The following is a 25,659-nucleotide window of genomic DNA, read 5'->3' on the forward strand; positions in this document are numbered from 1 at the left end:
AGCCATGCGCATCGATGTCTCGTTCCTGCCGGCCCTTGCCGCCACCTTCATGCTGGTGTTCGCCCGCGTGGGGGCGATGGTGATGCTGTTGCCGGGATTTGGCGAGAGCAACATCCCGGTCCGGATCAAGCTCGCGATCGCGCTGTTGTTGACGCTGATCATCCTGCCGCTGCACCGCGCCGCCTATCAGGTCGATTTGACCTCGATGAGTGCGATGGGCGTCCTGATGGTGCACGAGATCGTCATCGGCGTGGTGCTCGGCGCCACCGCGCGGGTGACGCTGTCGGCGCTGGCGGTCGCAGGATCGGTGATCGCCCAGCAGCTCGGCCTCGGCTTCGTCACGGCTGTCGATCCGACCCAGGGCCAGCAGGGCCTTCTGATCGGCAACTTCCTCTCCATCCTCGGCATAACGCTGTTGTTCGCCACCGACACCCATCACCTGGTGATCGCGGCGCTCAACGAGAGCTACCGGATTTTCTCGCCGGGCGAGACGATGCCGACCGGCGATGTCGCGGCGCTTGCGACCCGCGCTTTCACCGCCGCCTTCAAGATCGGCCTGCAATTGTCGGCGCCGTTTTTGGTGTTCGGCATCGTCTTCAACATGGGGCTCGGCATTCTGGCGCGGCTGATGCCGGCGATGCAGGTCTATTTCGTCGGCGTGCCGCTATCGATCCTGATCGGCTTCTTGATCTTCGCCGGCGTCCTCACGGCGATGATGGGCACCTATCTGAACTACTTCACCGGCGTCATGCACGAGCTCACACCTCTTAGATAGAGCATGATCCGGAAAAGTGGGCACCGGTTTTCCCTCGCGACAAACGCGAAGCGTTTGCGCGGAGATCATGCTCAAATAAAAAAGCCAAGGCACCGCGATGGCCGACGATAGCGACGATAAAACAGAAGACCCTACGCAAAAGCGCCTCGACGACGCGCATGCGAAGGGCGACGTTGCCAAGAGCCAGGAGGTCAACACCTGGTTCGTGATCGCGGGCGCGACGCTTGTTTTGTCGACCTTCTCGGGCTCGATCGGCGGCGGCATCCTGATGCCGCTGCGCAATTTGATCGCCAATGCCGGCACGCTGCGCGCCGACGGCTCGGCGCTGCTGCAGCTCGGCAATACGCTCGGCATTGCCGTGCTGGCGGCGATCGGTGTGCCGCTGTTGATGCTGATGCTATCGGCCATCGCCGGCAACATGATCCAGCACCGGCTGGTGTGGTCGTCGGAATCGCTCACGCCCAAATTCAGCAAGGTGTCGCCCGGCGCCGGCTTCAAGCGCATCTTCGGCAAGCAGGCGCTGGCGAATTTCCTCAAGGGCGTGTTCAAGCTGGTCGCGCTCGGCGCCGTCATGATGGCGGTGCTGTGGCCGGAGCGCCACCGGCTGGAATCGTTCCTGGCCTTCGACCCGACGGCGATCATGGGCGTCACCACCAGTCTGACGCTGCATCTGATGGGCGCGGTGGTGGCGATGCTGGCCGCCGTGGCGATCGCGGACTACTTCTTCCAGTACCGGCAGTGGTTCGAGCGGCAGAAGATGTCGCTGCAGGAGATCAAGGACGAGTTCAAACAGTCCGAAGGCGACCCCCACATCAAGGCCAAGATCCGGCAGTTGCGCCAGGCCAACATGAAGAAGCGCATGATGGCGGATGTGCCCAAGGCCAGCGTGATCATCACCAACCCGACCCACTATTCGGTGGCGCTGTCCTACGACCGCGGCATGTCGGCGCCGGTCTGCGTCGCCAAGGGCGTCGACAATATCGCGTTCAAGATCAGGGAGATCGCCAAGAAACACGACATTCCGATCGTCGAGAACGTGCCGCTGGCGCGCGCGCTCTATGCCACCGTCGATGTCGACGAGGAAATCCCGGTCGAGCACTATCATGCGGTTGCCGAAATCATCGGCTTCGTCATGGGGTTGAAGCGCGACGCTGCCGGCCGGCGCAACTGACGGATGGGTCGGAAATTGCCTTGAAATGCGTTGGATAAAGCCCTGGACGATATTTTTTACGTGTTTTCTTCACTCGAACCGGTGCTCATTTCGCTTGAAACCGCTATTGATGCCAATTAGCCGCCTGATGGACTTGCGCTTGCCGGTCCGATTCAGGCACTCAAGGGAGGCGCGCAGATCAGCGCGCCATCCGATGCCGACGGGCTTGCGTCCCCTGATATGACCGCCGAAACCGACAGCCATCCGTCCCCCGAGCCCTTCGCGGCCCATGAGCCGGCGCGGCGTGGCGGCAGCATCGTGCTGGTGCTGCTGGTGGCCGCCGGCATCGTCGCGATCGCGGTCGTGCTGATGACCATCGGCCGCGCCCAGGCCCAGCCCTATATCCTCGGCGTGCTGGCGCTGCTGGCCATGGTCGGCCTGTTCAATCTGTTCGCCTTCGCCGCGGGCATCATCCGGTTCACCGACCGCAGCACCGACGATCCGGTGATGGGGCGGATCGCGGACCATGCCTATGACGGGCTCGCGGTCACCGATTCGCGCGGCCATGTGGTCTATTCCAACGCCGCCTATCTGGCGCTGACGGGGGCCGCGACCGCCCAGGAGGTGCGCCCGATCGAGCGCGTCTTCATCGGCAATCCCGATGTGTCGGAGGCTGTGTTCCGCCTGCTCAAGGCGGCGCGCGAGGGCAAGCGGCAGCAGGAGGAAGTCCGGATCGCAGGGACCGACGGCGCCCATGGCCGCTGGCTGCGGATGCGGGTCCGTCCGCTCGGCGCCAGCAAGCGCGAGGCGAAATATTCGGTGTGGTCGATCGCCGACATCACACGGGATCGCGAGCGCCAGGAGGACGTCTTCAAGGAATTGCAGCACGCGATCGAATATCTCGATCACGCGCCTTGCGGCTTCTTCTCGGTCAGTCCTTCAGGCGAGGTCGTTTATGTCAACGCGACGCTGGCGGGCTGGCTCGATCACGACCTTGCCGAGATCGGATCGGGCGGCTTGAAGCTGACCGATATCGTATCGGGCGACGGCGCGTCGCTGCTGACCTCGATTGTGGCGGTGCCGGGCGAAGTCAAAACCGAAGTGCTCGACATCGATCTGCGCATGCGCAGCGGCAAGACCATGCCGGTGCGGCTCTTTCACAAGCTGGCGTTCGGCGCCGACGGCGTGCCCGGCGCGTCGCGGACGCTGGTGATCAGCCGCGCGCGCGACGAGCATTCCGACCCCGAGCGCGCCGCTGAAGTGCGCTTCATGCGGTTCTTCGACCATACCCCGATGGCGATCGCGACCGTGGACCGCGCCGGCGCGGTGGTGCGCGCCAATGCCCGCTTCGCCAAGCTGGCGCAAAGCCTGAGTGCGGATGGTGCCGCCAACAAGTCGATCTTCCGCAGCGTGAACGCCCGCGACCGCAGCCTGCTGATAGCGGCGATCAACCAGGCCGCCGAAGGGCAGGGCGACATCGCGCCGGTCGAAGCCATGCTCGACGGCGCCAAGGAGCGCTGGGCGCAATATTTCGTCACCGCGGTCGAGGAGGACGAGCGCGAAACCGAAGCTGCCATCGTCTACATGCTGGAAACCACCGAGCGGCGCACGCTCGAGAACCAGATCAACCAGTCGCAGAAGATGGACATGGTCGGCCAACTCGCCGGCGGCATCGCACACGATTTCAACAACGTGCTCTCGGCCATCATGATGGCCAACGACTTCCTGCTGAACGCGCACAAGCCGACCGACCCGTCGTTCCAGGACATCATGCAGATCAAGCAGAACGCGACCCGGGCGGCGACGCTGGTGCGGCAACTGCTCGCGTTCTCGCGCCGCCAGACCCTGCGGCCGCAGGTGCTCGACCTCGGCGACGCGCTCTCCGATCTCACCATGCTGCTGCGCCGCCTGATCGGCGAGAAGGTCAAGCTCGACCTGGTGCACGGCCGCGATCTCTGGCCGGTGAAGGTCGACGTCTCGCAATTCGAACAGGTGATCGTCAATCTCGCCGTCAACGCCCGCGACGCGATGGCCGATGGCGGCAAGCTGACGGTCAAGACCAGCAACGTCACGACGGATGAAGCCGCGCTGTTGTCCTACAAGGGCATGCCGGCGGCGGACTACGTGCGGATCGACGTTGCCGATACCGGCACCGGCATCCCCGCCGAGATCGTCGACAAGATTTTCGAGCCGTTCTTCTCCACCAAAGAGGTCGGCAAGGGCACCGGCCTCGGGCTCTCGACCGTCTACGGCATCGTCAAGCAGACCGGCGGCTTTGTTTACGTGGATTCGAAAGCGGGGGAGGGCACCACGTTCCGCATCTTCCTGCCGCGGCACCGTCCGGAACTGGAAGCCGCGCCCGAACCGCAGGTTACCAATGGCGCCGCCAAGGAAGCCGTGGCGGAGCCGCCGAAGCCGCAGGCCGATCTGACCGGGCAGGGCACCATCCTGCTGGTGGAAGACGAGGACGGCCTGCGCTCGCTCAACGCGCGCGGTCTTCGTTCGCGCGGCTACAGCGTGATCGAGGCCGCCAACGGCATTGAGGCGATGGAAGCGCTGGAGGAGAAGAACGGCGCGGTCGATCTCGTCGTCTCCGACGTGGTGATGCCGGAAATGGACGGCCCGACGCTGCTCAAGGAAATGCGGCAGCGCAATCCCAACCTCAAGATTATCTTCGTCTCCGGCTATGCCGAAGAGGCCTTCGACAAGAGCCTGCCGGAAAACGAGCAGTTCGCCTTCCTCGCCAAGCCCTTCGCGCTGAGCGCGCTGGTCGCGAAGGTGAAGGAAACGATGACGGCGTCGTAAGGCCTTTCGGTCTTCGGTCCGGATTTCAGGATTTGTTGCGAGGCGGGAACGGCCCTTGTTCCCGACGCTTGGGCCGGAAAACCCGCGCGACCATACATTTGCCGTTCTGAATGGGGTTAAGGTGTCCGCATACGGCACCGACGCTGCTCACGAAGGCATGTTGCATGACCGATCCTGCCACGGTTCCCGAGGCGGCTGACGCCGCGGAAACAGCGTATTTTCTGCGCCGTTTCGCCGACATGATGTCCAACGGGCAAAACGCCGAAAATCTGCTGCGGGCGGCCGATCTGATCGACGGCCTGATGGCGCGCGTTTCCGGCTCCTTCGATGAGGAACAGCTGTGGCGATACAAGTACGAAACCGTGAGCCACCAGAATGACGAGCTGGAAACCGAATGCGAAAGCCTTCGGCATGACGTCGAGCGCCACGTAAAGCTTTCCAGTTTCATCATCACCGAGCGCGATACGCTCAAGACGACGCTGCAGGGGCGGGAGGCGGAGCTGCTCGAGCTCGGCGACACGTTGAAGCGAGCGCAGGAAACCTTGGAGGGTGCACAGGAGGAGGCCGCGACGAAATCGCAGGCGCATGAATCCGCCCTGGCCGAGCTTGGTACGAGCTTCGATCAGGAGCGTGTCGCGCTGAAGGCAAGCCTGGATGCGAGCATCAAGCAAATCGAGCAGCAGCGCAGCGAGCATCTGCGCGAGCGCGACGAGCTCTCGGCAAAGCTGTCGCAGAGCGAGGCCGTCATGGCCGAGTTCAGGCTTGCCTTTGATCGTGAACGTGACGATTGGCAATCCAGGCTGCGAGCACGCGAGGACGAGCTTGCGACGATCCGCGTCGCGACCGCGAACGAACACGAGGAGCTGCAGCAGAGGATCGAGGTGCTCGAGGCCAAGCGGGAGGAGCTTCGATTGGCCTTTGACCGGATCAGTCAGCTCGGCGTTGCAGCCGCCGACCCGCGCGCGGAAGCCCAAGGCGGCTTGCCTCCGGCTCAACCGCCGGACCGGGATTCAGCGCCCGGAGAAAACAGCGCGGTCGTGCCGAAAGAGACCCTGCGCCAGGCGCGGGCGCAATTCGAATTTCTGGCCAAGGAATGTGTTCGCCGCGGCGATGTCGCGACCCAGGCCATGTGCGAGCTCGGGGCCCACACCATGGATCAGGCCCTCGTGGCCGAGGAAACATCGCATCCATCGCCGGTCGGTGAGGTGGCGTTAAGCATCCTCGGGCCGGTCCTTGCACCCGTCCTTCGACCCGTCGCGGCCGATCCCCATCCGACTCGCCAGGTCAGCGCGGAAAGCTTCTGAGTTCCAACGGGTTCAATCGTACAACCGGCCTAATCGTCACATCCCCGCGACTGAGGGCCGCAGCGCTTGTTCCCGTTTACGGCTTCACTTTTAAGCAGCTCTGACCATCTTAGGGGCTGCTTCCCCATGCCGGGGAATTGAGGAAACAGATATGAATTTCTCGCAACGCACGCGCGGAATTGTCCGGGCCTTCGCCATCGTCCTGTCGCTGGCGGTTCCCGCCGCGATGGCCATCACGGCGGCTGACGCCCGGGTGGGCGGCGGCAGCAGTTCCGGTTCGCGGGGATCGAAGACCTATTCGGCTCCGCCCAGCACCACCACGGCGCCCAACGCGGCGCAGCCCATGAACCGTACCTTCAGCCAGCCGGGCGCACCGGCGGCCGCTGGAGCCGCCGCAGGGGCAGCCAAGGGTGGCTTCTTCAGCCGGCCCGGTATGGGCATGATGATGGGCGGTCTCGCCGCAGGCTTCCTCGGCGCCGGCTTGTTCGGCATGCTGTCCGGTGGCGGGTTGGCCGGCGGCCTCGGCGGAATAATGTCGATCATCGGCCTGGTGCTGCAGATCGGCTTGATCCTGATCGTGGTCAAGCTGGCGATGTCGTGGTGGCAGCGCCGCCACACGCCGGCGAACGCTTATGCCAATTCCGGTGCCGGACCTGCCGCGGGTTCAGCCCCGCCGCAGACCGGCTTCGGCTCCGGAATGGGCTTTGGTCTGGGATCGAGCGCCCCCGCACCGCTCGAGATCGGGCCTACCGACTACGAGGCGTTCGAACGGCTGCTTGGCGAAGTCCAGGCCGCATGGTCGAACGAGGACGTCGCGAAACTGCATACGCTCGCAACGCCCGAGATGGTGTCGTACTTCACCAAGGACCTCGAGCAGAACAAGGCCAACAACGACGTCAACAAGACCTCCGACGTCAAGCTGCTGCAGGGCGACCTCGCAGAAGCCTGGCGCGAAGGCCAAACCGATTATGCGAGCGTCGCGATGCGCTTCTCGCTGGTCGACAAGACCTTGGAGCGCGGCACCAACCGTCTGGTCTCGGGCAGCGAGACCCCGATCGAGGCGACGGAAGTCTGGACCTTTGCCCGGCAATCCGGCGGACAATGGGAACTCTCGGCGATCCAGCAGACCAACTGATCTTCTGCTGAACGCTAAAACATACAAGGCGCCGCGGTTAATTCCGCGGCGCCTTTTGCTTTGCCGCCGATTCTTATTTTGACGCGTTTTCTACCGCAGATAAGTTTACGCAATCTGCGCAAACTTGATTGCTATGCGAACCGGTATCCACTTCGCTCGAAAACGCTATGCCTCCGGAATAATGATCGCCGCGGCGTGTTTTTGACGACGTACCAACAAGAAAAAAGGGAGGCTTCGATGAACCTCGTTTCCAGGATGATCTCACCGGCCGCTTTCGTCCTCGCGGCGATCTCGCTTCTCGCCGCGCCGGCGCAGGCGCAATCGGCCGACACCAGCTTCTTCGTGACCAGCAACGGCATCGGCAATGGCGGAAATCTCGGCGGCCTCGCCGGGGCCGATAATCAATGCCAGACCCTGGCGCAGGCGGCCGGCGCTGGCGCAAAAACCTGGCGCGCCTATCTCTCGACGCAGGCCGCCGATGGCAAGCCCGCCGTCAATGCGCGCGACCGCATCGGCAACGGACCGTGGAAGAATTCCAAGGGCACGGTGGTCGCCAAGGATGTCGCCGAACTGCACGGCAGCAACGGTCTCTCCAAACAGACCGCGCTCAGCGAGAAGGGCGATGTCATCAACGGCCGCGGCGATACGCCGAACCGCCATGACGTGCTGACGGGCTCGCAGCCGGACGGAACGGCCTTTGCAGCCGGCGAGGACCGCACCTGCAAGAACTGGACGAGCAGCACGCAGGGGGCCGCGATGGTCGGGCACATCGACCGTGTCGGCCTGCGAGACGACGACGCCTCGAAGTCCTGGAATTCGTCGCATCCGTCGCGCGGACCGGATGGCGGCTGTTCGCAGAACGATCTGAAGAGCACCGGCGGCGACGGCCTGATGTATTGCTTCGCGGTGAACTGACGACGTCATTCCGGAATGGTGCGTTAGCACCATATCGCAGATGCGCAATTGCGCATCGGGGAATCTCGAGATTCCCCGATGTGCAATTGCACATCTGAGGTTCGATGCTTCGCATCGCCCCGGAATGACGGGGGAGGGTTCATGAAGATCATCGACGCGCAGGTTCACATCTGGTCGCAAACCGTGACGCCGACGTCGGGGCTGCATCGCAAGGTCGCGAAGTTCGCGGCCGAGGAAGTCCTGGCCGAGATGGACGAGGCAGGTGTGGATGCCGCGCTGATCCATCCGCCAGCCGGCTGGGATCCCGATTCCAACGCGCTGGCGATCGAGGCGGTTCGGAAATATCCGGACCGCTTTGCCATCATGGGCAATTTTCCGCTCGAAAATCCTGACAACCGCAAGCTGATCCATGGCTGGCGCCAGCAGTCCGGCATGATAGGGCTGCGCTGGCCGCTGCTGCTGGAAGCGCACCAGAAGTGGCTCTACGACGGCTCGCTCGACTGGCTGTGGCCCGCGGCCGAGCAGGAGGGGCTGCCGCTGGCGATGATGGGCGGACTGTTCCTGCCGAAATTTCGCGAGATCGCCGAACGGCATCCCGGCCTGAAGATGATCCTGGATCATTGCGGCCTGAACCGGCACGGGCGCGATGCCGCGGCGTTCGTCCATCTCGATGAGCTGCTCGCGCTGGCGCAATTGCCGAACGTCGCGGTCAAGGCGACCGGTGCGCCGCATTATTCGACCGAGTCCTATCCGTTCCGCAACATCCATGACGGGCTGCATCGTATCTTCGATGCCTATGGGCCGAAGCGGATGTTTTGGGGCACCGACATCACGCGGATGCCCTGCAGCTACCGGCAATGCGTCACGTTCTTCACCGAGGAGCTGCCGTGGCTGAAGGGCGCCGATCTGGAAGACGTGATGGGCCGCGCGCTCTGCGACTGGATCGGCTGGGACTATGCAAGCGTGCGCGGGTAGCGGCGTGGTCTCGTGAGGCCAATGAAGCAAACGTAAACCAGCGCTGATCGGAAAGGACTGCCCCCTTTAGGCGTCAGTCACCTTTCAACCCTAAGCTTTGTGAATGGGAGTAATCACCTGAATAGGCGCCGCCGTGTTGTGGTGGCTGGTCGCAGCCTACCAGATATGCTGCACTGGCGCGGGCGCAGTCACGTCTGGCGCAATCGTCATTGCCCTGTTGATCGCGGTTATCACGCAAGCTCCTTTTTGGATGCTGATCATCACCTTCCTGACAATGGCAGAGTTCGTTTCATCGCGGATTCCCGGCAAATGGAGCGTCGTCGTTTTCACGGCTGTTACCGTGGTCTCCACAACGCTTCTGACGATCGCCCTGCGCCGTTCCTACGGTCCGGAGTCGTTCACATATCGGATCATCGTCTATCCAGCCTTTGCGGTTGCTCTGCTCTATGTTGTCAGGAGCATGTCGCGCCGCGTAACTCCCGCGTGCACCCCGGAAGGCTAGATCGCCTCGTTCAGCAATTGTTAGCGATGTTCGTCAAGGTAAATATTGTTTTCAAGTTGACGCATGGTGTTGCTCGGCTAGATCATTCAAACGGACGAAGTTGCGTGCAACTTCACGAATTTTCTTCAAGCCAACAGGTATAATCATGTCTCGTGTTATTGCCGCCGCCTTCGCCACCGCGCTCGCCGTCGCCGTCATCCCGACCGCCGCTTCCGCCGGCTGTTATTCCTGCTACCAGCCGCAGCCCTGCTGCGGTCAGCAATACGTGCAGCAGGTGGTCCCGGCGGAGTACCGCACCGTGCGGGAAACCGTGATGGTTTCGCCCGGCCGCGTCACCGCGTATCGCACCCCGGCGCGCTATCGCACTGTGATGGTGCCGAAGACCGTGATGGTCTCGCCCGGCCGCGTCCACTATGAACGGTCAGCCCCGCGATACGCCGTCCAGCAGCGCGTTGAAATGGTTGCGCCGGCCCGTGCCTATTATGCGCCGGTCGCGCCGCGTTGCGCCACCTGCGGTTATTGAGCCTCACGCAAGCCGCCATCGCCTGAAGCCGTCGCCCGGTGCGGCGCGACGGGTCCGCGATCGCGGCGCTGTTGCTCGAAGAAGCCATGCCCGGCTTTGAGGCCGCCTTTCAGGCGGCCTTTTTCTTTGACGCCTTGCCGGCGGTCTTCTTTTTTGCAGCCTTCTTTTTGGCAGGCGCTTTGACGGTCTTCTTGGCGGCTTTCTTCTTGGTCGTTTTCTTCTTGGCCAGATAGACACCGACGTTTTTCGACGAATGCCCGGCGGCGGCGACGGCAGCCTTCAGTTTCGCCGGGGTGACCTTGAACTTCTTCGACCAGTAGCGGACTTCGTGGGGTTGGCTGACGGCGATCAGGGCGCGGTCGGCGGCCTTGTGCTTCTGCTCCCCGATATAGGCTTCCACTTTCCTGGCGGAGTGGCCGACCTTCTTGACGGCGGCTTTCAGCTGGGCCGGCGTGATCTTCAATTTCTTCGACCAATAGGCGACTTCGTAAGCTTCGCCCATTGCGATCAGCGCGGCATCGGCACCGCCGCGCTTCTTCTTGTTATCCGCCATCCCATGCTCCTGTCGTGTTGAGGAATTCGGCACCCAGTCGGAACCTAACACGGCCTCCCACCTTCGGACAGATTCGCGCCTGTGGAGAATTCAGGCCGTGCGAAACGCAATTGCGTGGCGATGGGCGTCAGGGCCGGCCGGCATTGTGACGAACGAAATACGGACTGATGTGTTATGGCTGCGAGCAGGGCTCTTGGTACAGGGTCCTTGATACAGGGTCCCTGGAGATGCCGTCGATGCGCTATCAACTGTATTACTGGCCGCATATTCAGGGCCGCGGCGAATACGTCCGGCTTGCGCTGGAAGAAGCCGGCGCGGCCTATATCGACGTGGCGCGAAGCGGCAACGGCACCAGCGCGATGATGAAGATGATGGAGACCGCAAAGGGCACGCCGCCCTTTGCGCCGCCGTTCCTGAAAGCGGGAAACCTCGTGATCGGCCAGACCGCCAACATCCTGCTTTATCTCGGCGCGCGCCATGGGCTGGCGCCGAAGGCGGAAGCGGCAAGGCTGTGGGTGCACCAGCTGCAGCTCACCATTACGGATTTCGTGCTGGAAGTTCACGACACCCATCATCCGCTCGGCCAGTCGCTCTATTACGAGGAGCAGAAGGCGCCCGCCAAAAAGCGCACGGAAGAATTCTGGAAATCACGCGTGCCGAAATATCTGGATTATTTCGAGGAGTTGCTGGCAGCCAATGGCGGCGGCTACGTCACCGGCCGGCGCCTGACCTATGTCGACCTGTCGCTGTTCCAGATCGTGGAGGGGCTGCGCTACGCCTTTCCCAGGCGCATGAAAGCGTTTGAAAAGAACATTCCCGCCCTGGTCGAACTGCATGACCGCGTCGCCGCGCGGCCGAACATCAAGGCCTATCTCGCCAGCGAGCGGCGGATTGCGTTCAATGAGGACGGGATATTCCGGCGCTACAAGGCGCTGGATGTGTGACGCTGTCATTCCGGGGCGATGCGAAAGCATCGAACTACGGTGCGCAATTGCGCACCTGAGAATCTCGAGATTCCCCGATGTGCAATTGCACATCTCAGGTTCGCGCTAACGCGCGCCCCGGAATGACGGCTTCTACCTGCTCCTCCCATCGATCGGCGTCATCGTCAGCTTCGATAGCTCGATGCCGTCGATGCAGCTCACGTTGAGCGCCACCACTTCGCTGCCATCAGGCCTGGTGCCGCGCGCAAAGACGTCGACGCCGCAATCGATGCAGAGCTGGTGGCGGATCGCGTGCTTGTTGAAGAGATATTCGCGTAGATTGTCCTCGCCGGCGCGGAGCTGAAAGCTCTTCGGCGCCAGGAACGTGATATGCAGGCCCTTCTTGGTGCAGATCGAGCAATTGCAGGCGGTCACCATCGCCAGGTCGGTGGTGCATTCGAACCGAACTTGGCCGCAATGGCAGCCGCCCGTATAGGTCTTGCTTTCAGGCATGTGTCCCTCACCAGATTCCCGGAATCAGACGATAGCGCACGCGCGCGGCGTAGTCAGCATAGCCCGGCAGGCCCGCGATCAGCGTGCGCTCCTCAATACCGGCGCGTACCGCGAACAGGATGGCGAACAGCGGCGCCAGCGCCACGCCCCACCAGGATCCCAACAGCAGCGGCACTCCGACGAAAAACAGCATGATGCTACTGTACATGGGATGGCGGACAAAGGCGTACGGACCCGTCGAGATCACATGATGGTCGCGCGCGGCCTGTACCTTGATCACGGGGGCCGCGAACGTGTTTTCGCGAAACACCCACATGATGAAGGCTGTCGAGAGCAGGTACATGGCAAGGCCCAGCACCTGCAGGGCCAGGGGGACGTGGGAGGCCTGCATGCGCCGGTCCAGTCCCATCGCGACGAACCAGATCAACCCCGTGGCGGCGAACACCAGCATGAACTTCTTGTCGGCGGCCGGCTGTTCCTCGCGTGCCGTCAGCCGCATCCGCTCGGCGAGCAGCGCGGGATCGGTTTTCGCAAGCCACAGGCCGCAGGCCGGGCCGAGCACCGCGGAGGTCGCAAGGCACGCCCACGCGCCGGGCCAATGCAGCGTGCCGGCGGAGGCAAACAGTAGCGCACCCATCCCGACGACGAAGAAAGTGTTCTGCAGCAACAGCTTCGCGATCATGCGTATCCCCATTGCCTGGGGCATCATGATCGCGTGATTTTTGGCAAACTTGCGGCGTTTGGCCCGACAAGGCCAGGGCGAGCAGTCTCTATGCGAACTGGTCGATCCGCGTTCCCTGTCCAGGCGGCAGGGCGGCAAGCAGCGTCGGCTTCGGCAGGCGCGTGCCGTCGGCGGCGGCGCCGTTTTGTACGTCGGCGGGCTTTAAATCTGGCTTGGGCGCGGCTTCGGGCGGCTTGATCTGCACCGGCGCGGACACAGCAGAGATATCCATCGGCATCATCCTTTTCGTTGCCTCCGACACTGGAGGCATTGAAGCGAACGATGTGTGAATCCCGGCCGGTGATCCCGCCCGATGGTGAACGGGGCGCTCGAAAATTCATTAGAATGCCGCGGATTCCGCAGGGGGGGCCGCTACTCGTCCTTGCCGCGGGTGACCGCAATCGAGGCCTCGGTCTTGGTCCGCGTGCATTCCATGTTGAGCCGGCGGAAGCGCATCGAGACCTTGTCGCCGCGCAGGATGCCCATCCGCTTCATGCAGCGCGTCGAGCCGGTCACGACGTCGGGCTTCGGAATGGTGAAGACGAGCGCGCCGGCTCTCGCGACCATGTCGAGAAATTCCGGTTTGAATTTCCGGTCGGTCTTCGCATAGAGCTCGAGCGAGTAGCTCTTGCCGCGGCAGCCGATCGAGAGTTCCTTCGCGGAGGGGTGCGTCAGATAGACGATGTTGGCGGCCTTGAAGTTGACCTTGATCCCGTCGACCTGGCTGGCGAGTTGCTTGGCGACGTCGTCGCAGCGGTCGGCGCGGGCCGGCGAGGGTGAGGAAGCGGCCAGCGCCAGCGCGGCCGCGACCAGGACCGATCGGCGAAACTGTCGTCGTGATGTCATTTGTAAATGCCCCTCTGGGCCCCATTGAAGCTTGCGCGGCTGCTTCCTGCAAGAGGCCTATTCGAATGTCAATCAGAAGCCGCGCATCATCATTGCGTTAAAGAACGCCGTCGTGGTGAACAGGTTGAGCAGGGTCGGCGTGCTGACCAGCGCCGTGGCAGCCCCGAGCCGCTGGTCGCGCGCGGCACAGGCGATGGCAAAGGCGGCCATCAGAGGGAACAGGATGATCTGCACCGATGTTTCCAGCGCCGCGTAAGGGCCGTTGAAAGCGAGCCCGTGCCTGATCACCGAGGGCATGTAGCTCAGCCAGGTCATGAGCATGACCGCGCCGAGCGCCATGACCGCGTGGCGCACGTAACCGATGGCCGCGAACAGCAGCGCCGACAGCGCCAGCACCGGATGGACGGCAAGATGCAGCTTGATGATGGCCGCGCCGATGCCGGGACCCGGGATTTTCGACATATCGTCCAGCAGCGTCGGCGCGCTCGACATGCCCCAGTAGAGCTCCAGCAGCGCGATCACAGACAGCGCGATGCGCAGGCCGATCCGGCGCGGCGCGGGCGCGGCAGGCGCGATCCCGTCCGCAGGGGCAGCCGCGCGCATCTCGGCCGTGGTCATTGGTGTCCCCATCATCTTGCCGGCGTTGTGCATCAGGTCCCGCGCATGGCGAGGCCGATGGCAATCGCAATCACGGCGGCGATGTTGAACAACGTGGGAATGCTGACCAGCGCGGTGGCAACGAGCAGCCGACGGTTGCGCGCGGCAAGGCCGATCGCGCCAACAGCCGCTAGCGGAAACGCGATGATCTGCGCAGGGGACCAGATCGCGCCGAGGCCGACAGCATCTATTCCTAAGGACACCGCGGTTGGCATGTATTTCAGCCAGGTCACGATGATGACAGCCCCGAGCATGACAATCGCAGGCCGCACGCGCCCGGTTGCGGCGAACAGCAATGCCGTCAGCGCCAGTAACGGGTGGATTGCGCTGGCCGCGCCACTGATAGCTGGCACCACAAGGTCCGGATCACCGAAGATCCCCCATGCCATCGACAGGCCTTCGAAGACTTCGAGCACCGCGATGATGATCAGCGCGATGCTCAGGCCGGACAGGCCCGCGGTGGACGGGACCGGGGGAGGGGCGGGCTTGGTATCGGTCGACACTGCGATGGGAACAGTAGTCATTCTCGATTTCGCTTGCTGATGGCCATTCGGGAACCTTCCTTTTGTGTCAAAAGTGCTTAGAACGGTTCAAATGCCGGGGTGTCCCGTGGACGCTTCCGCCCCCAAAAACCTTGCGAGCCAGCCCATGAACGCCCCGACCGCCTTTCCCGACCAAAAGCCCGTCCCGCCCTACAAGCACACGCCGCTGTTTCCGCTGGGCGCGGACACCACGCCCTACAAGAAGATCACGGCCGAGGGCGTGCGGGTCGAGAAGGTGCTCGGCAAGGACATGCTGGTGGTGTCGCGCGAGGCGCTGCGGGCGCTCTCCGAGGCCGCCTTCGGCGACATCAACCACTATCTGCGCCCCGGCCATCTGAAGCAGCTGGCCAACATCCTCGAGGACAAGGAAGCCAGCGACAACGACAAGTTCGTCGCGTTCGATTTCCTGAAGAATGCCAACATCGCCGCCGGCGGCGTGCTGCCGATGTGCCAGGACACCGGCACCGCGATCATCATGGGCAAGAAGGGCGCCCGCGTGATCACCGACGGCGACGACGAGGCCGCGCTCTCGGAAGGCGCGCGCGACGCCTACCTGCGCCGTAACCTGCGCTATTCGCAGGTGGCGCCGATCTCGATGTATGAGGAAAAGAACACCGCCAACAACATGCCGGCGCAGTGCGAGATCTATGCCGAGGGCGATGACGCCTACAAGTTCATGTTCATGGCCAAGGGCGGCGGTTCCGCCAACAAGAGTTTTCTGTTCCAGGCGACGCCGTCGGTGCTGACGAAAGATCGCCTGCTGGCGTTCCTGAAGGAGAAGGTTTTGACCCTCGGGACGGCGGCGTGCCCGCCCTATCATCTGGCGATCGTGATCGGCGGCACCTCGGCCGAGCTTTGCATGAAGACGGTGAAGCTGGCGTCCGCGCGCTATCTCGATGCGCTGCCCACCCATGGATCGGCCGATGGCAACGCCTTCCGCGATCTGGAGATGGAGCAGGAAATTTTGAAGATGACGCAGTCGCTCGGCGTCGGCGCGCAGTTCGGCGGCAAGTATTTCTGCCACGACGTGCGCGTGATCCGGATGCCGCGTCACGGCGCGTCGCTGCCCATTGGTCTCGGCGTGTCCTGTTCGGCCGACCGCCAGGTGCTCGGCAAGATTACGAAAGACGGCGTCTATCTCGAGGAGCTTGAGCACAACCCCGCGCAGTATTTGCCGGCGGTCGAGCAAGCGCTCGGCGGCGAGGTGGTAAAAATCGATCTCAACCAGCCGATGAAGGATATTCTGGCGACGCTTTCAAAGCATCCGATCAAGACGCGGGTCTCGATGACCGGCACGATGATCGTCGCGCGCGATTCCGCCCACGCCAAATTGCGCGAGCGGCTGGAGAAGGGCGAGCCGCTGCCGGATTACTTCAAGAACCATCCGGTCTATTACGCCGGTCCCGCCAAGACGCCCGACGGCTACGCCTCCGGCGCGTTCGGTCCGACCACCGCGGGACGCATGGATTCCTTTGTCGACCAGTTCCAGGCCGCGGGTGGATCGATGGTGATGGTCGCCAAGGGCAACCGCGCAGTCGCGGTGCGCGAGGCCTGCAAGAAGCACGGCGGTTTCTATCTCGGCTCGATCGGCGGCGCCGCGGCCAACCTCGCCGAGCACTGCATCAAGAAGGTCGAGGTCGTGGAATATCCCGAACTCGGCATGGAAGCGATCTGGCGCATCGAGGTGGTGGATTTCCCGGCCTTCATCATCATCGACGACAAGGGCAATGATTTCTTCAAGGAATTGAATTTGGGGTGAGGGAGCAGCCGCGGCCTCTATTTCTTCCCGTCGAGCTCGCGCATCTTCCGCTCGATAAATTCGCGCGGAGACATCGGTCGCTTCTCTTCACGAGCTTTCGGCTGATCGGAAGGCGCCCCGGTATTAGTGAGCTGGTCAATTTGCTTCCGAAGCCGCGCCGCCCGGGCAATGCTTTCCGGAGATGGTTCGTTTGGCATGGTTCCAACCCTCGTGTTCGGCCGCCAGCCATAACATAATGCGCTTTGCAGCGGATTAAAGATGGATGGCAGCCGTTTTGAGGGCTGGTCGGAACCATACCGTTCGCTAGTCGCCGCTCACACGGCGAGCCCGGCGTACTGGCGTGTTTGGCGCGGTCGGCGGTCGGGCTTGACCGACAAGATTGTCTATTTGCGTCCGCCACATGGCAGCCTTCGACGTCGTTGACCGCTTCGCCACAGCGCTGGTTAGTCCAGCGGCGCTGGCCATGGCGCGGCCGGGCGACAGGGCCTTGGCTGTCTCGGCCGAGGTGATGCGGTCGATCTGTGATCGCAGGCTGCCGGAGGTGGCATCGATGGGGCCGATGTCGCGGAACGTCGGCGCGGCTCCACCGAACCAGGTTTCCTGCCACCAATGGCCGGTTGTCGAATCCACCCACGACAAATATCCGCCCTTGAGTACTTGCCGGGGCTCAGTGATCGCTCCGGTGAACGAGTAACGCACCCCGGGCGACGCGAGCGGGTCAAAGTAGCGAGGGGTATAGAAATCCGAAACCAGAATGCCATTGGCGGTGTAGGCAAACTCCGCAGCTTCCGAAGGGTCGCTCACCTCGACGAGGAAACTAACACGACCTTGGCCCTCCTTCGGTGAGTCCCCGGCTATCAGTCGATCCCCGTACGGATCGACCAGCATTTCCAGGGTTTCGTGTGAAGCCGTGAGCGACCAAACGTCCAGATCGGTTGACGAACTGATCAAGGCAAAGGGCTGGCGATCGTTGTCCAGATGAATGCCGGCGGCGCCCGAGAACCCAATATCGTCCTTGACGATCATCGGCCAGTAGCCGAGCGGAACATCTTCCAGCTTTTCGAATGCATCGACGGTCGCGGAAATATTCCAGACCGGCGCCAGATCACGGCTCGCCTGCTTTTGCAGCGCGGCGGCAACCCGCATCAAATTTCCAATTCCTACGTCCTTTGATTCCGATACTAGCGCCAGCTGCTGAATGATTGCGTCCATCTTGAGCCTCCACAATACACTGGGCCTGAGGTAATAATGATTGTATATGATGGTACTATACATCGTAAAGTTGAAATGCGGCACCAATCGTCGGGTCGACGACACGGTAGACATCGAGGATTTGGATCCAGGGTGAAGCCCGGACATACTATTGAGGCGACCTTGCCGCGAACGCTAGCGTCAGCGCCGCCTCTCGCTACCCACCCCTCAACTGCAATTGGTGACCTGGCTGGAGCACAGGCTGCGCCACCAGCCGCGCACGCCGTCCTGGCTTTCGACGAGGCCCCAATAGCCGCTGCAGGCGAGCAGGCGCTTCGGGCCGCCGTCGGTGTCGAGGGGGCCGCCGAGCTTGCGCTGCGCCGGCGTCCACTTCGCATCGGCGAACGGCGCCTGGAATAATCCGCCCATCCGCGTGCCGCCATTGGCGTAGTTTGCGCCGACCTTGTTCGCGGCAACCCAGCCGCGCCCCGAATAGGGTTTTGGCGCGTTGCGCGGATATTTCTTTTCGTCCTCATATTCCTTGCCGGGCGGCGTCGCGCCCTCGATCAGGAACCAGCCGTCCTTGAATCCGATGACGCGGAATTCGGTCAGCCAGCCGTCTTCGGGTGTGTTCTCACTGCCAGCCATCTTCAGGCGATAGGGCGGCGGCAGCGTGCCGAGCACGCGCGATTTCACCGAAGGCTCGGCGCGGACGTTGAGGCCCTTGGGATCGCGATCTTCCGACCAGGCGCCGAGATTGCAGGGCTCGGTACCATCAGGCAGCGCCGCGCGTTTGGCCGCGAGTTCGGCGTGCGATTTTGCGAACTCGCTTTCCTGGCCGTCGGGATCGGTCATCGTGGTGTCGCGCTTGCCGCGCGTGGCGTCGCTGCGCGGCTTCAATTCCGCCGACAGCGCACGCCGCTCATCCTTGTCGAGCTTGATGACGAGCACCTGGCGGGCTGCGAACACGCTGGCAGGGGACTTGGGGTCGTTCGCGCCTGCCGGATAGACCGCGAGGTATCCGGTCATATCAGTGGTGCGGTAGGCTTCGCCCGCGACATAGCCCGCTGGCACCAAAGCGAGCGCGCTGGCGCGCCATGCCGGCTCGGGCTCGGGCGCGGATTGTGCGATCGCCGCCGTCACCAGGGAGGCGACGACGGCGATTGAAAGCAGTGCGGTCTTTTGCATGGATCGAACAACGAGGGAGCGAAGCTGCTCCGTCCGTATCAGGCCCGGGTGCCCGTGAACGGAAAACTGCCCATCGGGCCGATGCCCATTTCGCCGGACATGCTGTCGCCGGAAACTTTTCCGGTGAAGGCGAGCGTCAGCGGCATCGGGTTGGTGATGGAGATCTTCCAGGCGACGTCGTCGCCATTGGCGGTGCCGTCGAAGATGTCGCCGGAATTGCCGTCGGCGCCTTGCGTGCCCGTCAGCGTGCCGCCGGAATTCTTCAACGTCAGCGTCGCCTTGCGCTCGCCCATCGGCGTGGTCATGACGATATCCCAGTTTCCGTCCACGGCCATCTTGGTCTCCCCAATACATTTCCCAGCAACCGGAATGGTTCTGAGTTCTCCCGGCGGCGGTATAACCCATCTTGCCGCGCAAGCCCAACCCTGTAGCCTTCCTTTTGACGCGTTTTCTTGACGCGAACCGGTATCCACTTCGCTTGAAAACGCTTTGCCTACGGTACTTACGCGCGGGCGGCCGCGCGCAGGCGGCTGCCGACCAGGACGCGGAACGCGACATATTGCACGGCGAACAGAGCAATCTTGGCCCCGATCAGGACGACGGTCACATAGAACGTCCACAGCTTCATGTCGCCGGTCATCGCGACGCCGATGGTGCCGGCGGCGAGCACGAAGCACAGCGCGGCCCAGACGTAGCCAGCGACGGTGACATATTCCGGAATGGTCTGGGTCACGATCGGCGGCATATAGCGCAGCATCCAGCCGCGCTTGAGCATGATGATTCCGATCGCAAAATGCCCGATCGCGGGTTTCGCCAGCACGAAGCGCGGGTCGTGAGTCAGCAGCGTGGCGCCGCCGAGCACGATCACGAGCCCAAGGCTGGCCCAGGTCATGTAGCCGAGTTCCTTGCCCTTGATGCGGGAGTAGATCACCTGGCCGATGGCGCCTGCGATCGCGACGCCGGTCGCCAGCAACACGTTGTCGGTCGCGAGATAGATCGCGATGAACACGATGGTGGAGAAAAAGTCGGCGCCTAATCTTGCGAATACGTCTTTCATCGCGCTGCTTTCTGTTGAATGCGGTGGCTCGGAGAGATCGATATCTTAGTGCGTGCCGGGCAAAGCGTTGGCGGGCGGGGTGCCATACTTCGCCTTGCAGTATTCGGGATACCATTTGGTGAAATAGGCCGCGCTGTTGCGTGCGGCAAACGCGACCAGCAGTCCCGCCCACAGTGGCAGGCCCGGCACATAGATCAGCGCGGCATTGCCGGCCATCATCAACACCATCGCGCCGGTCCATGCCCAGGTGATGATATAGTTCGCCTTGATGAAGCCGGGCAGCTTCGCGGTCTTGGCATCGACCACCTCAAGCGCATATTGCAGCGTGAAGGGTTTGCCAGCGATGATCGAGCCCAGCGTGACCAGGAACATGCCGGCATCGACCGCGAGCTTGACGCCGGAGACGCTGAGGTCAGGATCGATCTCGGTGACGTAACCGCCGATCGCGGTAAAGACCACGACGGAGCCCACGCCCAGGATCTTCAGCGAGCGGCCGCGAACCATGTCGTAGGCGATCGCCGGGAGGCAAATCGCGGCAGCGCCGAACAGGGCGACGTCGGCCGAAGTCACCAGCATCAGCAGGGCGAAGGCACCGTAGGGGGCGAGGATCAGGAGGATCGTCATGGCAGCCTCTCCGGCTTTATCTTTACATCGTAAAGATACCGTAGGGGTAAGGGCGGGAGGCGTCAAGGAAAATCTTTACAGTGTCAAAATAAATGAATTGTAGCGAAATAGTCAATTAATACAGTTAGTTGTGCGGAATTGAGCGAGGACTATAACGGCCAGAAGCGCGCCAGCGCAAGAAGCGCGGCTGCGAGCAGCACAAGCAGGGTAAGCAGAATGCCGCCGACCCGGCAGATCTGAAACTGCAAGGTGCGTGGGCCGACATACATGCCGAGCGGATGCAGCAGCCGCGCCACCAGCAGCATTCCCATCAGCAGGTGCACCCGCGCGGTCGGCATACCAGACATTTCCAGCAGCGCGACCAGCAACACGATAACAGGGACATATTCGGCAAAATTGCCATGCGCGCGAATGGCGCTGCGCAGCTTGATGTTGTCGCCGTCGCCGAACACGATGCGATGCCCCCGCCGCAGGCGCGAGACCTGCAGGCCGAGCACGAGATACAGCAGCGCGAGAAGGGCGAGATAGAAGCCGGTGATCGTGGGTATGTGCATGTGTGGGTCCCCCGAGACGACTCATAGCGTCATTCCCCGACGCGCAATAGCGCATCTGAGGGCGCGCGTTAGCGCGAACCCGGAATCTCGAGATTATCGTATTCTATCATCTCTAGATTCCGGGTTCATCGCTGCGCGATGCCCTCAGATGCGCAGTTGCGCATCGGGGAATGACGGGAGGACCCTCAGGTCGCACTCACCCAATTGCCATGGAAACCATCGGGCACGCGATGACCGAGATGCACCAGCGCCACCGGTCCGGCTTCGACATCTTGCGCGTTGAACACCGCAAGGTCGCTGCGGTTTTCCCGCGCGCGCCAGACGGCGGCGAGCAGCCAGCCATCGCCCTCGGCGGCGTCTTCGCCGCGCTCGACGAACACGGCTTCGGAAATGGTGTCGCTGGCGGGCAGGTGATATTTGCCGAGCCGCTTGCCACGGCCGTCGACATGCACGATGCCGGACAGCGCGCCGAACATCGGCAGGTCAGGATTGGCGCAGGCGTACCAGCCGTGGTTGCTGGCAAGGCCCGCGCGCCGATCGTCGATGCGCGGGAATTCGCCGGTGAGATCGTCGAGATAGGTTTGCGTGAAGCGGTCGGTATTCCCCGAGAGATCGAAGGTCCAGCGGCAATAGCGAGCGCGCGATTTTTCGGGGTCCGTCGGCGAGCCGTCGGGGTGGGTGAACAGTGGCGCTTCCTCGAACTGCATCACGTCGGCGACGATGCGGCCGCCTTCCTCCCACGCGTTCATGACGTGGAACACGTAGCAGCTCTCGGCGCGGAACCAGACGATGTCTTTCGCCGAGCCGGTGCGCTTCATGACGCCGACATAGGCGCCTTTCTCCGGCTCCCAGGCGTAAGGCGGCTTGCCGCGCATTGCCCGCTCCATGCTGCCGGTGATCGGCAGGATCGGAAACAACATGTGGTTTTCGGTGACGATGAAGTCGTGCACCATGCTGGCATAAGGCGCTTCGAAGCGATCGAACCGCGTCACCACGCCTGAGGCGTTGACCGATCCGAACGAGAGGGCAGGGGTCAGCGGCCCCGCGGCGTTGTAGCCGAAGAAAACCATCTCGCCGGTGACGGGGTCGATCTTGGGATGCGCCGTAAAGGGGCCTGCGATCGCGCCCTTGTAGTCGCAATAGCCCATACGCTCCAGGGTGCCCGGTTCGATCTCGGTCGGCATATGGCCTTCTTCCAGCGCCAGCAGGCGGCCGCCGTGGAAGATGATGTTGGTGTTGGCGACGCCGCCGTCATTGGTGACATCGGCGGGCGCTCCCGGCAGCTTGCGGCCGAAGCCGCCGAACAACGCGCGGCCGGCATCATGCTCGGCCTGCCATTTGGGGGTGCGGACCCAGCGGTTGCGATAGCTGGCGCGGCCGTTCTCGAGATGGAAGGCGTGCAGCATGCCGTCGCCGACGAACCAATGCGCGCCGGGCGCTTCGAATTGCGGGTTGGGGCCGTTGCGATAAAGCGTGCCGTTGAGCTCGCGCGGCAATTCGCCGGTCACCTTCAGGAACGGTGCGTCGCATTCCATCGGTATAGGCGCCAGATTGGTCCGCGCCGCGTTGGTCGCCACTTGATCGAGCATCGTCGCTTCCTCCCGGTTTGATCTTTACAACGTAAAGATATGACTACAGGGCATGCCAGCCATCGTCAAGCAAAATCTTTACAGTGTAAAAATTGCGGCTATAAGGATTCGCAAGGGGTTCAAATGGCCAAAACATCGAGAGAAAGCAAAGTCGTTCGCACCGTCGCGCGGACCCGCAAACCGGCGAGGGCGGCTGCCGAACGGCCCGCCGTGCGGCGGCGCAAATCACCGGGCGATACCCCCTACCATCATGGCGACCTGCGCGAGGCCCTTCTGCAGGCAGCCGAGCGGGTGCTGGAGCGCGACGGACTGGCGGGGCTGACGCTGCGCGCGGTGGCGCGCGAGGCCGGCGTGTCGCATGCCGCACCGACCCATCATTTCGGCGATCTCACCGGCCTTGTCAGCGAACTCGCGGCGATCGGCTTTCGGATGTTCAACGAAGCCATGACCGCCGCCGGCAACAGCGAGACGCTGCCGATCATGAAGGGGCTGGCGAGCGCCAAAGCCTACGTCGCCTACGCGCAGGCGCATCCCGGTATGTACGGCGTGATGTTCCGCAGCGCACGGCTGGATTATTCGCGTCCCTCGCTGCATGAGGCTTCCGATGCCGCGTTCGCAGGGCTGACCCGCGGTGTCGGCGCCAGCCGGCACGAGCAGATTCCACAGGATGGAATCTCGCTGGATCAGGCCGCCGCCATCGCACGCGCGTGGTCGCTGGTGCATGGTTTTACCACGCTGCTGCTTGACGGCCGGCTCACGGGCATTCTGGAGCGGTTGCCCGAGGGTACGTCCGCCGACCAGCTGCTGGACGCGATGCTGCGCGGGGCCGTGCCCCGGCCGCCGGGGGCCTAGGTGGCAGCATACCAGCTATCGGGCATGTGACTTCCGCGTGACTTCCCGCAGGTCGGCGCTCTATAAGGTGCGGCTTAAATCGTTTCTAATATCGACCGAACGAGCCCCGCCGGGAAGGAACTAGCCGTGACAGACTCCAAAGCCGTCCTCATCGATCGTCATCCCGGCCGCACGGCCCAGACCATCGGGATCGCGCGCGTACTTGGCGCCGATCAGGACCTGATCCACGAGCCGTCGGTCGGCGTGGTCGGCACCAAGGGCGACAGCCAGTGCTACATGGGGGTGATGGCGAAGGTCGATGCGATCCACGCCAGCCTCAAGAGCCATGTCGGCAAGGGCGCCGGCCAGATGAAGCTGCGCCTGGTCCAGCCGGAATACACCATCGCCACCTCGGACGGCATCCGCAACGGGACGCGCGAAATGCGCTACTCGCTGATCGGGCGTGAAATTACCCACGATGCGCTGTGCGAACATCTGGAGGCCACTGGGCTCCTCGGCACCATCGCCGTCGTCGCCTGCGACAAGCCGCCGGTCGGCACGCTGGCCGCGCTGCTCGAGCACAATCAGCCCGCGATCATCATGTCCGACGGCGCGATCCATCCCGGCACCGATCCGAACACCGGCGAGAAGCTCGACATCGTCAGCGCCTACCAGGTCGCCGGCAACCCTGATGCGGAATACCGCCACCACATCGCCTGCCATGCCTGTCCCGGCTACGGCAGCTGCGGCGGCATGTTCACCTACAACACCATGCAGACCTTCATCGGCGTCGTCGGCATGCAGCCGCTGCACATGGTGGCGCCGCCGTCCGACGATCCCCGCCGCCTCAAGGAGTTTCCGGACCAGCTCGTCGGCTACCTCGCGCAGATGATCGCGAAGGGCCTCAAGCCGCGCGACATCGTGGTCCGCGACTCGATCCGCAACGCCGTGATTGTCGCGATGGCGATCGGCGGCTCCACCAACGTCACGCTGCATGCGCCGGAGATCGCGCGCGCCGCAGGCTTCGCGGACTTCTGGAAAGAGGTGATGACGCCGGCCGAGTTCAATCATCTGTCGCAATACGTCGTGCCTGTCCTCACCGACGCCCGGCCGTACGGCAAATATTCGATGGTCGATATCGACCGCGTCGGCGGCGTGCAGGTGATCGTGCGCGAACTGCTGGAGGCTGGACTGCTCAATGGCGACGTAATGACCTGCACCGGCGAAACGCTGGCCGAGCAGGTCAAGCGGCTCGGCACCAAACCCGCCGACGGCACTGTCATCTACACCGTCGCCAAGCCCTACAAGCCGACCGGCGGCCTGCGCGTTCTCGGCGGCAATCTGTCGCCGGAATTCTCGGCGATCCTGAAGCTTGCCGGCGTCGAAGGCGGGCTGGAAAACAATCTGTTCCGCGGCCGAGCGCGCGTGTTCGAAGGCGAGCAGGGCCTGCTTGCGGCGCTCGACAAGCATCCCGAGCGCTTTGAGAACAACGACATGATCATCGTACGCTACGAGGGTCCGAGCGGCGCGCCCGGCATGCCGGAAATGCTCGATCCCACCTCGCGCATCACCACGCTGTGCCGCGAGCGCGGCATCGTGGTGGCGCTGATGACCGACGCGCGGTTCTCTGGCGGATCGGTCGGCCTCGTCATCGGCCATGTCGGCCCCGAAGCCGGCCTCGGCGGCCCCATCGCCTTCGTCGAGGACGGCGACGAGATCATCGCCGATCTCAACAAGAACGAACTCAACTGCACGGCGCTTGCGGATCCTGCCGTTCTGAAGGCGCGCAAGGCCGCCTGGGACAAGGTCGTGGCGGCCAACGGCGGCCTGCACCCGAACTGCGGCGTCGCCGACACCCGCCTGTTGCACCGCGCGCGGCTTTCTGCCGTGCCGGCCACCCGCGGCGGCGGCCTGCATCCCAATCGCGAGGTCTGGGTGCGTTACCCCCGTGAAGCCACACGCTCGGGCTTCGTGCCGAAGAACAAGCACCGGCCGGAGGCGGAGAAGGCGTTTTAGGAAGCGGCCGA

The 25,659-nt window shown here is 63.2% G+C and carries 28 protein-coding genes; 13 read left to right on the top strand and 15 right to left on the bottom strand.

The annotated features are described in order from the left end of the window. Nucleotides 1-4 precede the first annotated feature (4 nt). The 9 genes from fliR (at nt 5) to JQ597_RS11620 (ending at nt 10,084) form a co-directional block, all read left to right on the top strand. Nucleotides 5-775 (top strand): flagellar biosynthetic protein FliR, encoded by a 771-nt coding sequence (gene fliR / locus JQ597_RS11580; protein ID WP_212264297.1) that lies wholly within the window; start codon nt 5-7, stop codon nt 773-775. Nucleotides 776-872: 97 nt separating this feature from the next. Next, a complete protein-coding gene (flhB, locus tag JQ597_RS11585; protein WP_212264298.1) occupies nt 873-1,946 on the top strand; it encodes a flagellar biosynthesis protein FlhB in 1,074 nt (357 codons plus the stop codon). 219 nt (nt 1,947-2,165) lie between these two features. Further along, nucleotides 2,166-4,730, top strand: a complete 2,565-nt coding sequence (gene cckA / locus JQ597_RS11590) for a cell cycle histidine kinase CckA (RefSeq protein ID WP_212264299.1) — start codon at nt 2,166-2,168, stop codon at nt 4,728-4,730. A 164-nt stretch (nt 4,731-4,894) separates the two neighbouring features. Next, entirely contained in the window at nt 4,895-6,034 is a 1,140-nt protein-coding gene (locus JQ597_RS11595) for a coiled-coil domain-containing protein (RefSeq protein WP_212264300.1), read from the top strand. A 151-nt stretch (nt 6,035-6,185) separates the two neighbouring features. Beyond that, complete coding sequence (locus JQ597_RS11600) at nt 6,186-7,169, top strand: Tim44 domain-containing protein (RefSeq protein WP_212264301.1); 984 nt, start codon at nt 6,186-6,188, stop codon at nt 7,167-7,169. Between the two features lie 255 nt (nt 7,170-7,424). Then, nucleotides 7,425-8,084 carry a lectin gene (locus JQ597_RS11605; protein WP_212264433.1) on the top strand — a complete coding sequence of 220 codons (660 nt, stop codon included), beginning with the start codon at nt 7,425-7,427 and terminating at the stop codon, nt 8,082-8,084. A gap of 141 nt (nt 8,085-8,225) precedes the next feature. Continuing rightward, a complete protein-coding gene (locus tag JQ597_RS11610) occupies nt 8,226-9,059 on the top strand; it encodes an amidohydrolase family protein (RefSeq protein WP_212264302.1) in 834 nt (277 codons plus the stop codon). A gap of 133 nt (nt 9,060-9,192) precedes the next feature. Next, on the top strand, nt 9,193-9,561 hold the full coding sequence (locus JQ597_RS11615) for a hypothetical protein (RefSeq protein ID WP_212264303.1): 369 nt from the start codon (nt 9,193-9,195) through the stop codon (nt 9,559-9,561). 145 nt (nt 9,562-9,706) lie between these two features. Continuing rightward, a complete protein-coding gene (locus tag JQ597_RS11620; RefSeq protein WP_212264304.1) occupies nt 9,707-10,084 on the top strand; it encodes a hypothetical protein in 378 nt (125 codons plus the stop codon). Between the two features lie 109 nt (nt 10,085-10,193). Here the strand turns inward: JQ597_RS11620 and JQ597_RS11625 are convergent, their stop codons facing one another. After that, nucleotides 10,194-10,637: a DUF3606 domain-containing protein gene (locus tag JQ597_RS11625; RefSeq protein ID WP_212264305.1), complete on the bottom strand. Its 444-nt coding sequence runs from the start codon at nt 10,635-10,637 to the stop codon at nt 10,194-10,196. A gap of 236 nt (nt 10,638-10,873) precedes the next feature. Here JQ597_RS11625 and JQ597_RS11630 point away from each other — a divergent pair, with 236 nt between their 5' ends. Beyond that, the gene (locus tag JQ597_RS11630; RefSeq protein ID WP_212264306.1) at nt 10,874-11,581 is read left to right on the top strand and encodes a glutathione S-transferase; all 708 of its coding nucleotides are present in this window, start codon (nt 10,874-10,876) and stop codon (nt 11,579-11,581) included. 132 nt (nt 11,582-11,713) lie between these two features. Here JQ597_RS11630 and JQ597_RS11635 read toward each other — a convergent pair whose 3' ends face one another. The 6 genes from JQ597_RS11635 to JQ597_RS11660 form a co-directional block, all read right to left on the bottom strand. Then, nucleotides 11,714-12,073 (bottom strand): GFA family protein, encoded by a 360-nt coding sequence (locus JQ597_RS11635; protein WP_212264307.1) that lies wholly within the window; start codon nt 12,071-12,073, stop codon nt 11,714-11,716. Between the two features lie 7 nt (nt 12,074-12,080). Beyond that, entirely contained in the window at nt 12,081-12,755 is a 675-nt protein-coding gene (locus tag JQ597_RS11640) for a methyltransferase family protein (protein ID WP_212264308.1), read from the bottom strand. 88 nt (nt 12,756-12,843) lie between these two features. Next, nucleotides 12,844-13,026: a hypothetical protein gene (locus JQ597_RS11645; RefSeq protein WP_212264309.1), complete on the bottom strand. Its 183-nt coding sequence runs from the start codon at nt 13,024-13,026 to the stop codon at nt 12,844-12,846. Between the two features lie 140 nt (nt 13,027-13,166). Continuing rightward, nucleotides 13,167-13,640, bottom strand: a complete 474-nt coding sequence (locus JQ597_RS11650) for a hypothetical protein (RefSeq protein ID WP_212264310.1) — start codon at nt 13,638-13,640, stop codon at nt 13,167-13,169. Nucleotides 13,641-13,712: 72 nt separating this feature from the next. Then, nucleotides 13,713-14,258, bottom strand: a complete 546-nt coding sequence (locus JQ597_RS11655) for a hypothetical protein (RefSeq protein ID WP_249147713.1) — start codon at nt 14,256-14,258, stop codon at nt 13,713-13,715. Nucleotides 14,259-14,290: 32 nt separating this feature from the next. Continuing rightward, complete coding sequence (locus JQ597_RS11660; RefSeq protein ID WP_212264311.1) at nt 14,291-14,821, bottom strand: hypothetical protein; 531 nt, start codon at nt 14,819-14,821, stop codon at nt 14,291-14,293. Nucleotides 14,822-14,945: 124 nt separating this feature from the next. Here JQ597_RS11660 and JQ597_RS11665 point away from each other — a divergent pair, with 124 nt between their 5' ends. Continuing rightward, nucleotides 14,946-16,598 (top strand): fumarate hydratase, encoded by a 1,653-nt coding sequence (locus JQ597_RS11665; RefSeq protein WP_212264312.1) that lies wholly within the window; start codon nt 14,946-14,948, stop codon nt 16,596-16,598. Nucleotides 16,599-16,615: 17 nt separating this feature from the next. Here the strand turns inward: JQ597_RS11665 and JQ597_RS11670 are convergent, their stop codons facing one another. From JQ597_RS11670 to JQ597_RS11705, 8 genes are all read right to left on the bottom strand, one after another. Further along, nucleotides 16,616-16,795, bottom strand: a complete 180-nt coding sequence (locus JQ597_RS11670) for a hypothetical protein (RefSeq protein ID WP_212264313.1) — start codon at nt 16,793-16,795, stop codon at nt 16,616-16,618. Between the two features lie 106 nt (nt 16,796-16,901). After that, nucleotides 16,902-17,810 (bottom strand): hypothetical protein, encoded by a 909-nt coding sequence (locus JQ597_RS11675; RefSeq protein WP_212264314.1) that lies wholly within the window; start codon nt 17,808-17,810, stop codon nt 16,902-16,904. A 207-nt stretch (nt 17,811-18,017) separates the two neighbouring features. Beyond that, nucleotides 18,018-18,977, bottom strand: coding sequence for an SH3 domain-containing protein (locus JQ597_RS11680; RefSeq protein WP_212264315.1), 960 nt, complete (start codon nt 18,975-18,977; stop codon nt 18,018-18,020). A 38-nt stretch (nt 18,978-19,015) separates the two neighbouring features. Then, entirely contained in the window at nt 19,016-19,312 is a 297-nt protein-coding gene (locus JQ597_RS11685) for a hypothetical protein (protein WP_212264316.1), read from the bottom strand. A gap of 167 nt (nt 19,313-19,479) precedes the next feature. After that, nucleotides 19,480-20,034 (bottom strand): inner membrane-spanning protein YciB, encoded by a 555-nt coding sequence (locus JQ597_RS11690; RefSeq protein ID WP_212264317.1) that lies wholly within the window; start codon nt 20,032-20,034, stop codon nt 19,480-19,482. A gap of 45 nt (nt 20,035-20,079) precedes the next feature. Next, complete coding sequence (locus JQ597_RS11695) at nt 20,080-20,658, bottom strand: hypothetical protein (RefSeq protein WP_212264318.1); 579 nt, start codon at nt 20,656-20,658, stop codon at nt 20,080-20,082. A 149-nt stretch (nt 20,659-20,807) separates the two neighbouring features. Continuing rightward, nucleotides 20,808-21,212, bottom strand: a complete 405-nt coding sequence (locus JQ597_RS11700; RefSeq protein WP_212264319.1) for an MAPEG family protein — start codon at nt 21,210-21,212, stop codon at nt 20,808-20,810. A 185-nt stretch (nt 21,213-21,397) separates the two neighbouring features. Then, nucleotides 21,398-22,801: a carotenoid oxygenase family protein gene (locus JQ597_RS11705; RefSeq protein WP_212264320.1), complete on the bottom strand. Its 1,404-nt coding sequence runs from the start codon at nt 22,799-22,801 to the stop codon at nt 21,398-21,400. A 123-nt stretch (nt 22,802-22,924) separates the two neighbouring features. On the opposite strand from JQ597_RS11705, the gene JQ597_RS11710 reads away from it, so the two are divergent. Both JQ597_RS11710 and JQ597_RS11715 read left to right on the top strand, forming a co-directional pair. After that, complete coding sequence (locus JQ597_RS11710; protein WP_212264321.1) at nt 22,925-23,653, top strand: TetR/AcrR family transcriptional regulator; 729 nt, start codon at nt 22,925-22,927, stop codon at nt 23,651-23,653. A 126-nt stretch (nt 23,654-23,779) separates the two neighbouring features. Next, nucleotides 23,780-25,648 carry a dihydroxy-acid dehydratase domain-containing protein gene (locus JQ597_RS11715; RefSeq protein WP_212264322.1) on the top strand — a complete coding sequence of 623 codons (1,869 nt, stop codon included), beginning with the start codon at nt 23,780-23,782 and terminating at the stop codon, nt 25,646-25,648. Nucleotides 25,649-25,659: the final 11 nt, after the last annotated feature.

Source organism: Bradyrhizobium sp. AUGA SZCCT0177 (assembly GCF_018130125.1).
GTDB lineage: Bacteria > Pseudomonadota > Alphaproteobacteria > Rhizobiales > Xanthobacteraceae > Bradyrhizobium.

Excerpts from the sequence above, each read along its gene's own strand:
- JQ597_RS11710 (WP_212264321.1), top strand. The coding sequence starts at position 22,925 with ATGGCCAAAACATCGAGAGAAAGCAAAGTCGTTCGCACCGTCGCGCGG.
- JQ597_RS11675 (WP_212264314.1), bottom strand. The coding sequence starts at position 17,810 with ATGGACGCAATCATTCAGCAGCTGGCGCTAGTATCGGAATCAAAGGAC.
- JQ597_RS11640 (WP_212264308.1), bottom strand. The coding sequence starts at position 12,755 with ATGATCGCGAAGCTGTTGCTGCAGAACACTTTCTTCGTCGTCGGGATG.
- JQ597_RS11700 (WP_212264319.1), bottom strand. The coding sequence starts at position 21,212 with ATGCACATACCCACGATCACCGGCTTCTATCTCGCCCTTCTCGCGCTG.
- JQ597_RS11610 (WP_212264302.1), top strand. The coding sequence starts at position 8,226 with ATGAAGATCATCGACGCGCAGGTTCACATCTGGTCGCAAACCGTGACG.
- flhB (WP_212264298.1), top strand. The coding sequence starts at position 873 with ATGGCCGACGATAGCGACGATAAAACAGAAGACCCTACGCAAAAGCGC.
- JQ597_RS11625 (WP_212264305.1), bottom strand. The coding sequence starts at position 10,637 with ATGGCGGATAACAAGAAGAAGCGCGGCGGTGCCGATGCCGCGCTGATC.
- cckA (WP_212264299.1), top strand. The coding sequence starts at position 2,166 with ATGACCGCCGAAACCGACAGCCATCCGTCCCCCGAGCCCTTCGCGGCC.
- JQ597_RS11670 (WP_212264313.1), bottom strand. The coding sequence starts at position 16,795 with ATGCCAAACGAACCATCTCCGGAAAGCATTGCCCGGGCGGCGCGGCTT.
- fliR (WP_212264297.1), top strand. The coding sequence starts at position 5 with ATGCGCATCGATGTCTCGTTCCTGCCGGCCCTTGCCGCCACCTTCATG.
- JQ597_RS11620 (WP_212264304.1), top strand. The coding sequence starts at position 9,707 with ATGTCTCGTGTTATTGCCGCCGCCTTCGCCACCGCGCTCGCCGTCGCC.
- JQ597_RS11660 (WP_212264311.1), bottom strand. The coding sequence starts at position 14,821 with ATGACTACTGTTCCCATCGCAGTGTCGACCGATACCAAGCCCGCCCCT.
- JQ597_RS11595 (WP_212264300.1), top strand. The coding sequence starts at position 4,895 with ATGACCGATCCTGCCACGGTTCCCGAGGCGGCTGACGCCGCGGAAACA.
- JQ597_RS11630 (WP_212264306.1), top strand. The coding sequence starts at position 10,874 with ATGCGCTATCAACTGTATTACTGGCCGCATATTCAGGGCCGCGGCGAA.
- JQ597_RS11665 (WP_212264312.1), top strand. The coding sequence starts at position 14,946 with ATGAACGCCCCGACCGCCTTTCCCGACCAAAAGCCCGTCCCGCCCTAC.
- JQ597_RS11600 (WP_212264301.1), top strand. The coding sequence starts at position 6,186 with ATGAATTTCTCGCAACGCACGCGCGGAATTGTCCGGGCCTTCGCCATC.
- JQ597_RS11705 (WP_212264320.1), bottom strand. The coding sequence starts at position 22,801 with ATGCTCGATCAAGTGGCGACCAACGCGGCGCGGACCAATCTGGCGCCT.
- JQ597_RS11645 (WP_212264309.1), bottom strand. The coding sequence starts at position 13,026 with ATGGATATCTCTGCTGTGTCCGCGCCGGTGCAGATCAAGCCGCCCGAA.
- JQ597_RS11635 (WP_212264307.1), bottom strand. The coding sequence starts at position 12,073 with ATGCCTGAAAGCAAGACCTATACGGGCGGCTGCCATTGCGGCCAAGTT.
- JQ597_RS11650 (WP_212264310.1), bottom strand. The coding sequence starts at position 13,640 with ATGACATCACGACGACAGTTTCGCCGATCGGTCCTGGTCGCGGCCGCG.
- JQ597_RS11695 (WP_212264318.1), bottom strand. The coding sequence starts at position 20,658 with ATGACGATCCTCCTGATCCTCGCCCCCTACGGTGCCTTCGCCCTGCTG.
- JQ597_RS11685 (WP_212264316.1), bottom strand. The coding sequence starts at position 19,312 with ATGGCCGTGGACGGAAACTGGGATATCGTCATGACCACGCCGATGGGC.
- JQ597_RS11605 (WP_212264433.1), top strand. The coding sequence starts at position 7,425 with ATGATCTCACCGGCCGCTTTCGTCCTCGCGGCGATCTCGCTTCTCGCC.
- JQ597_RS11655 (WP_249147713.1), bottom strand. The coding sequence starts at position 14,258 with ATGACCACGGCCGAGATGCGCGCGGCTGCCCCTGCGGACGGGATCGCG.
- JQ597_RS11690 (WP_212264317.1), bottom strand. The coding sequence starts at position 20,034 with ATGAAAGACGTATTCGCAAGATTAGGCGCCGACTTTTTCTCCACCATC.
- JQ597_RS11680 (WP_212264315.1), bottom strand. The coding sequence starts at position 18,977 with ATGCAAAAGACCGCACTGCTTTCAATCGCCGTCGTCGCCTCCCTGGTG.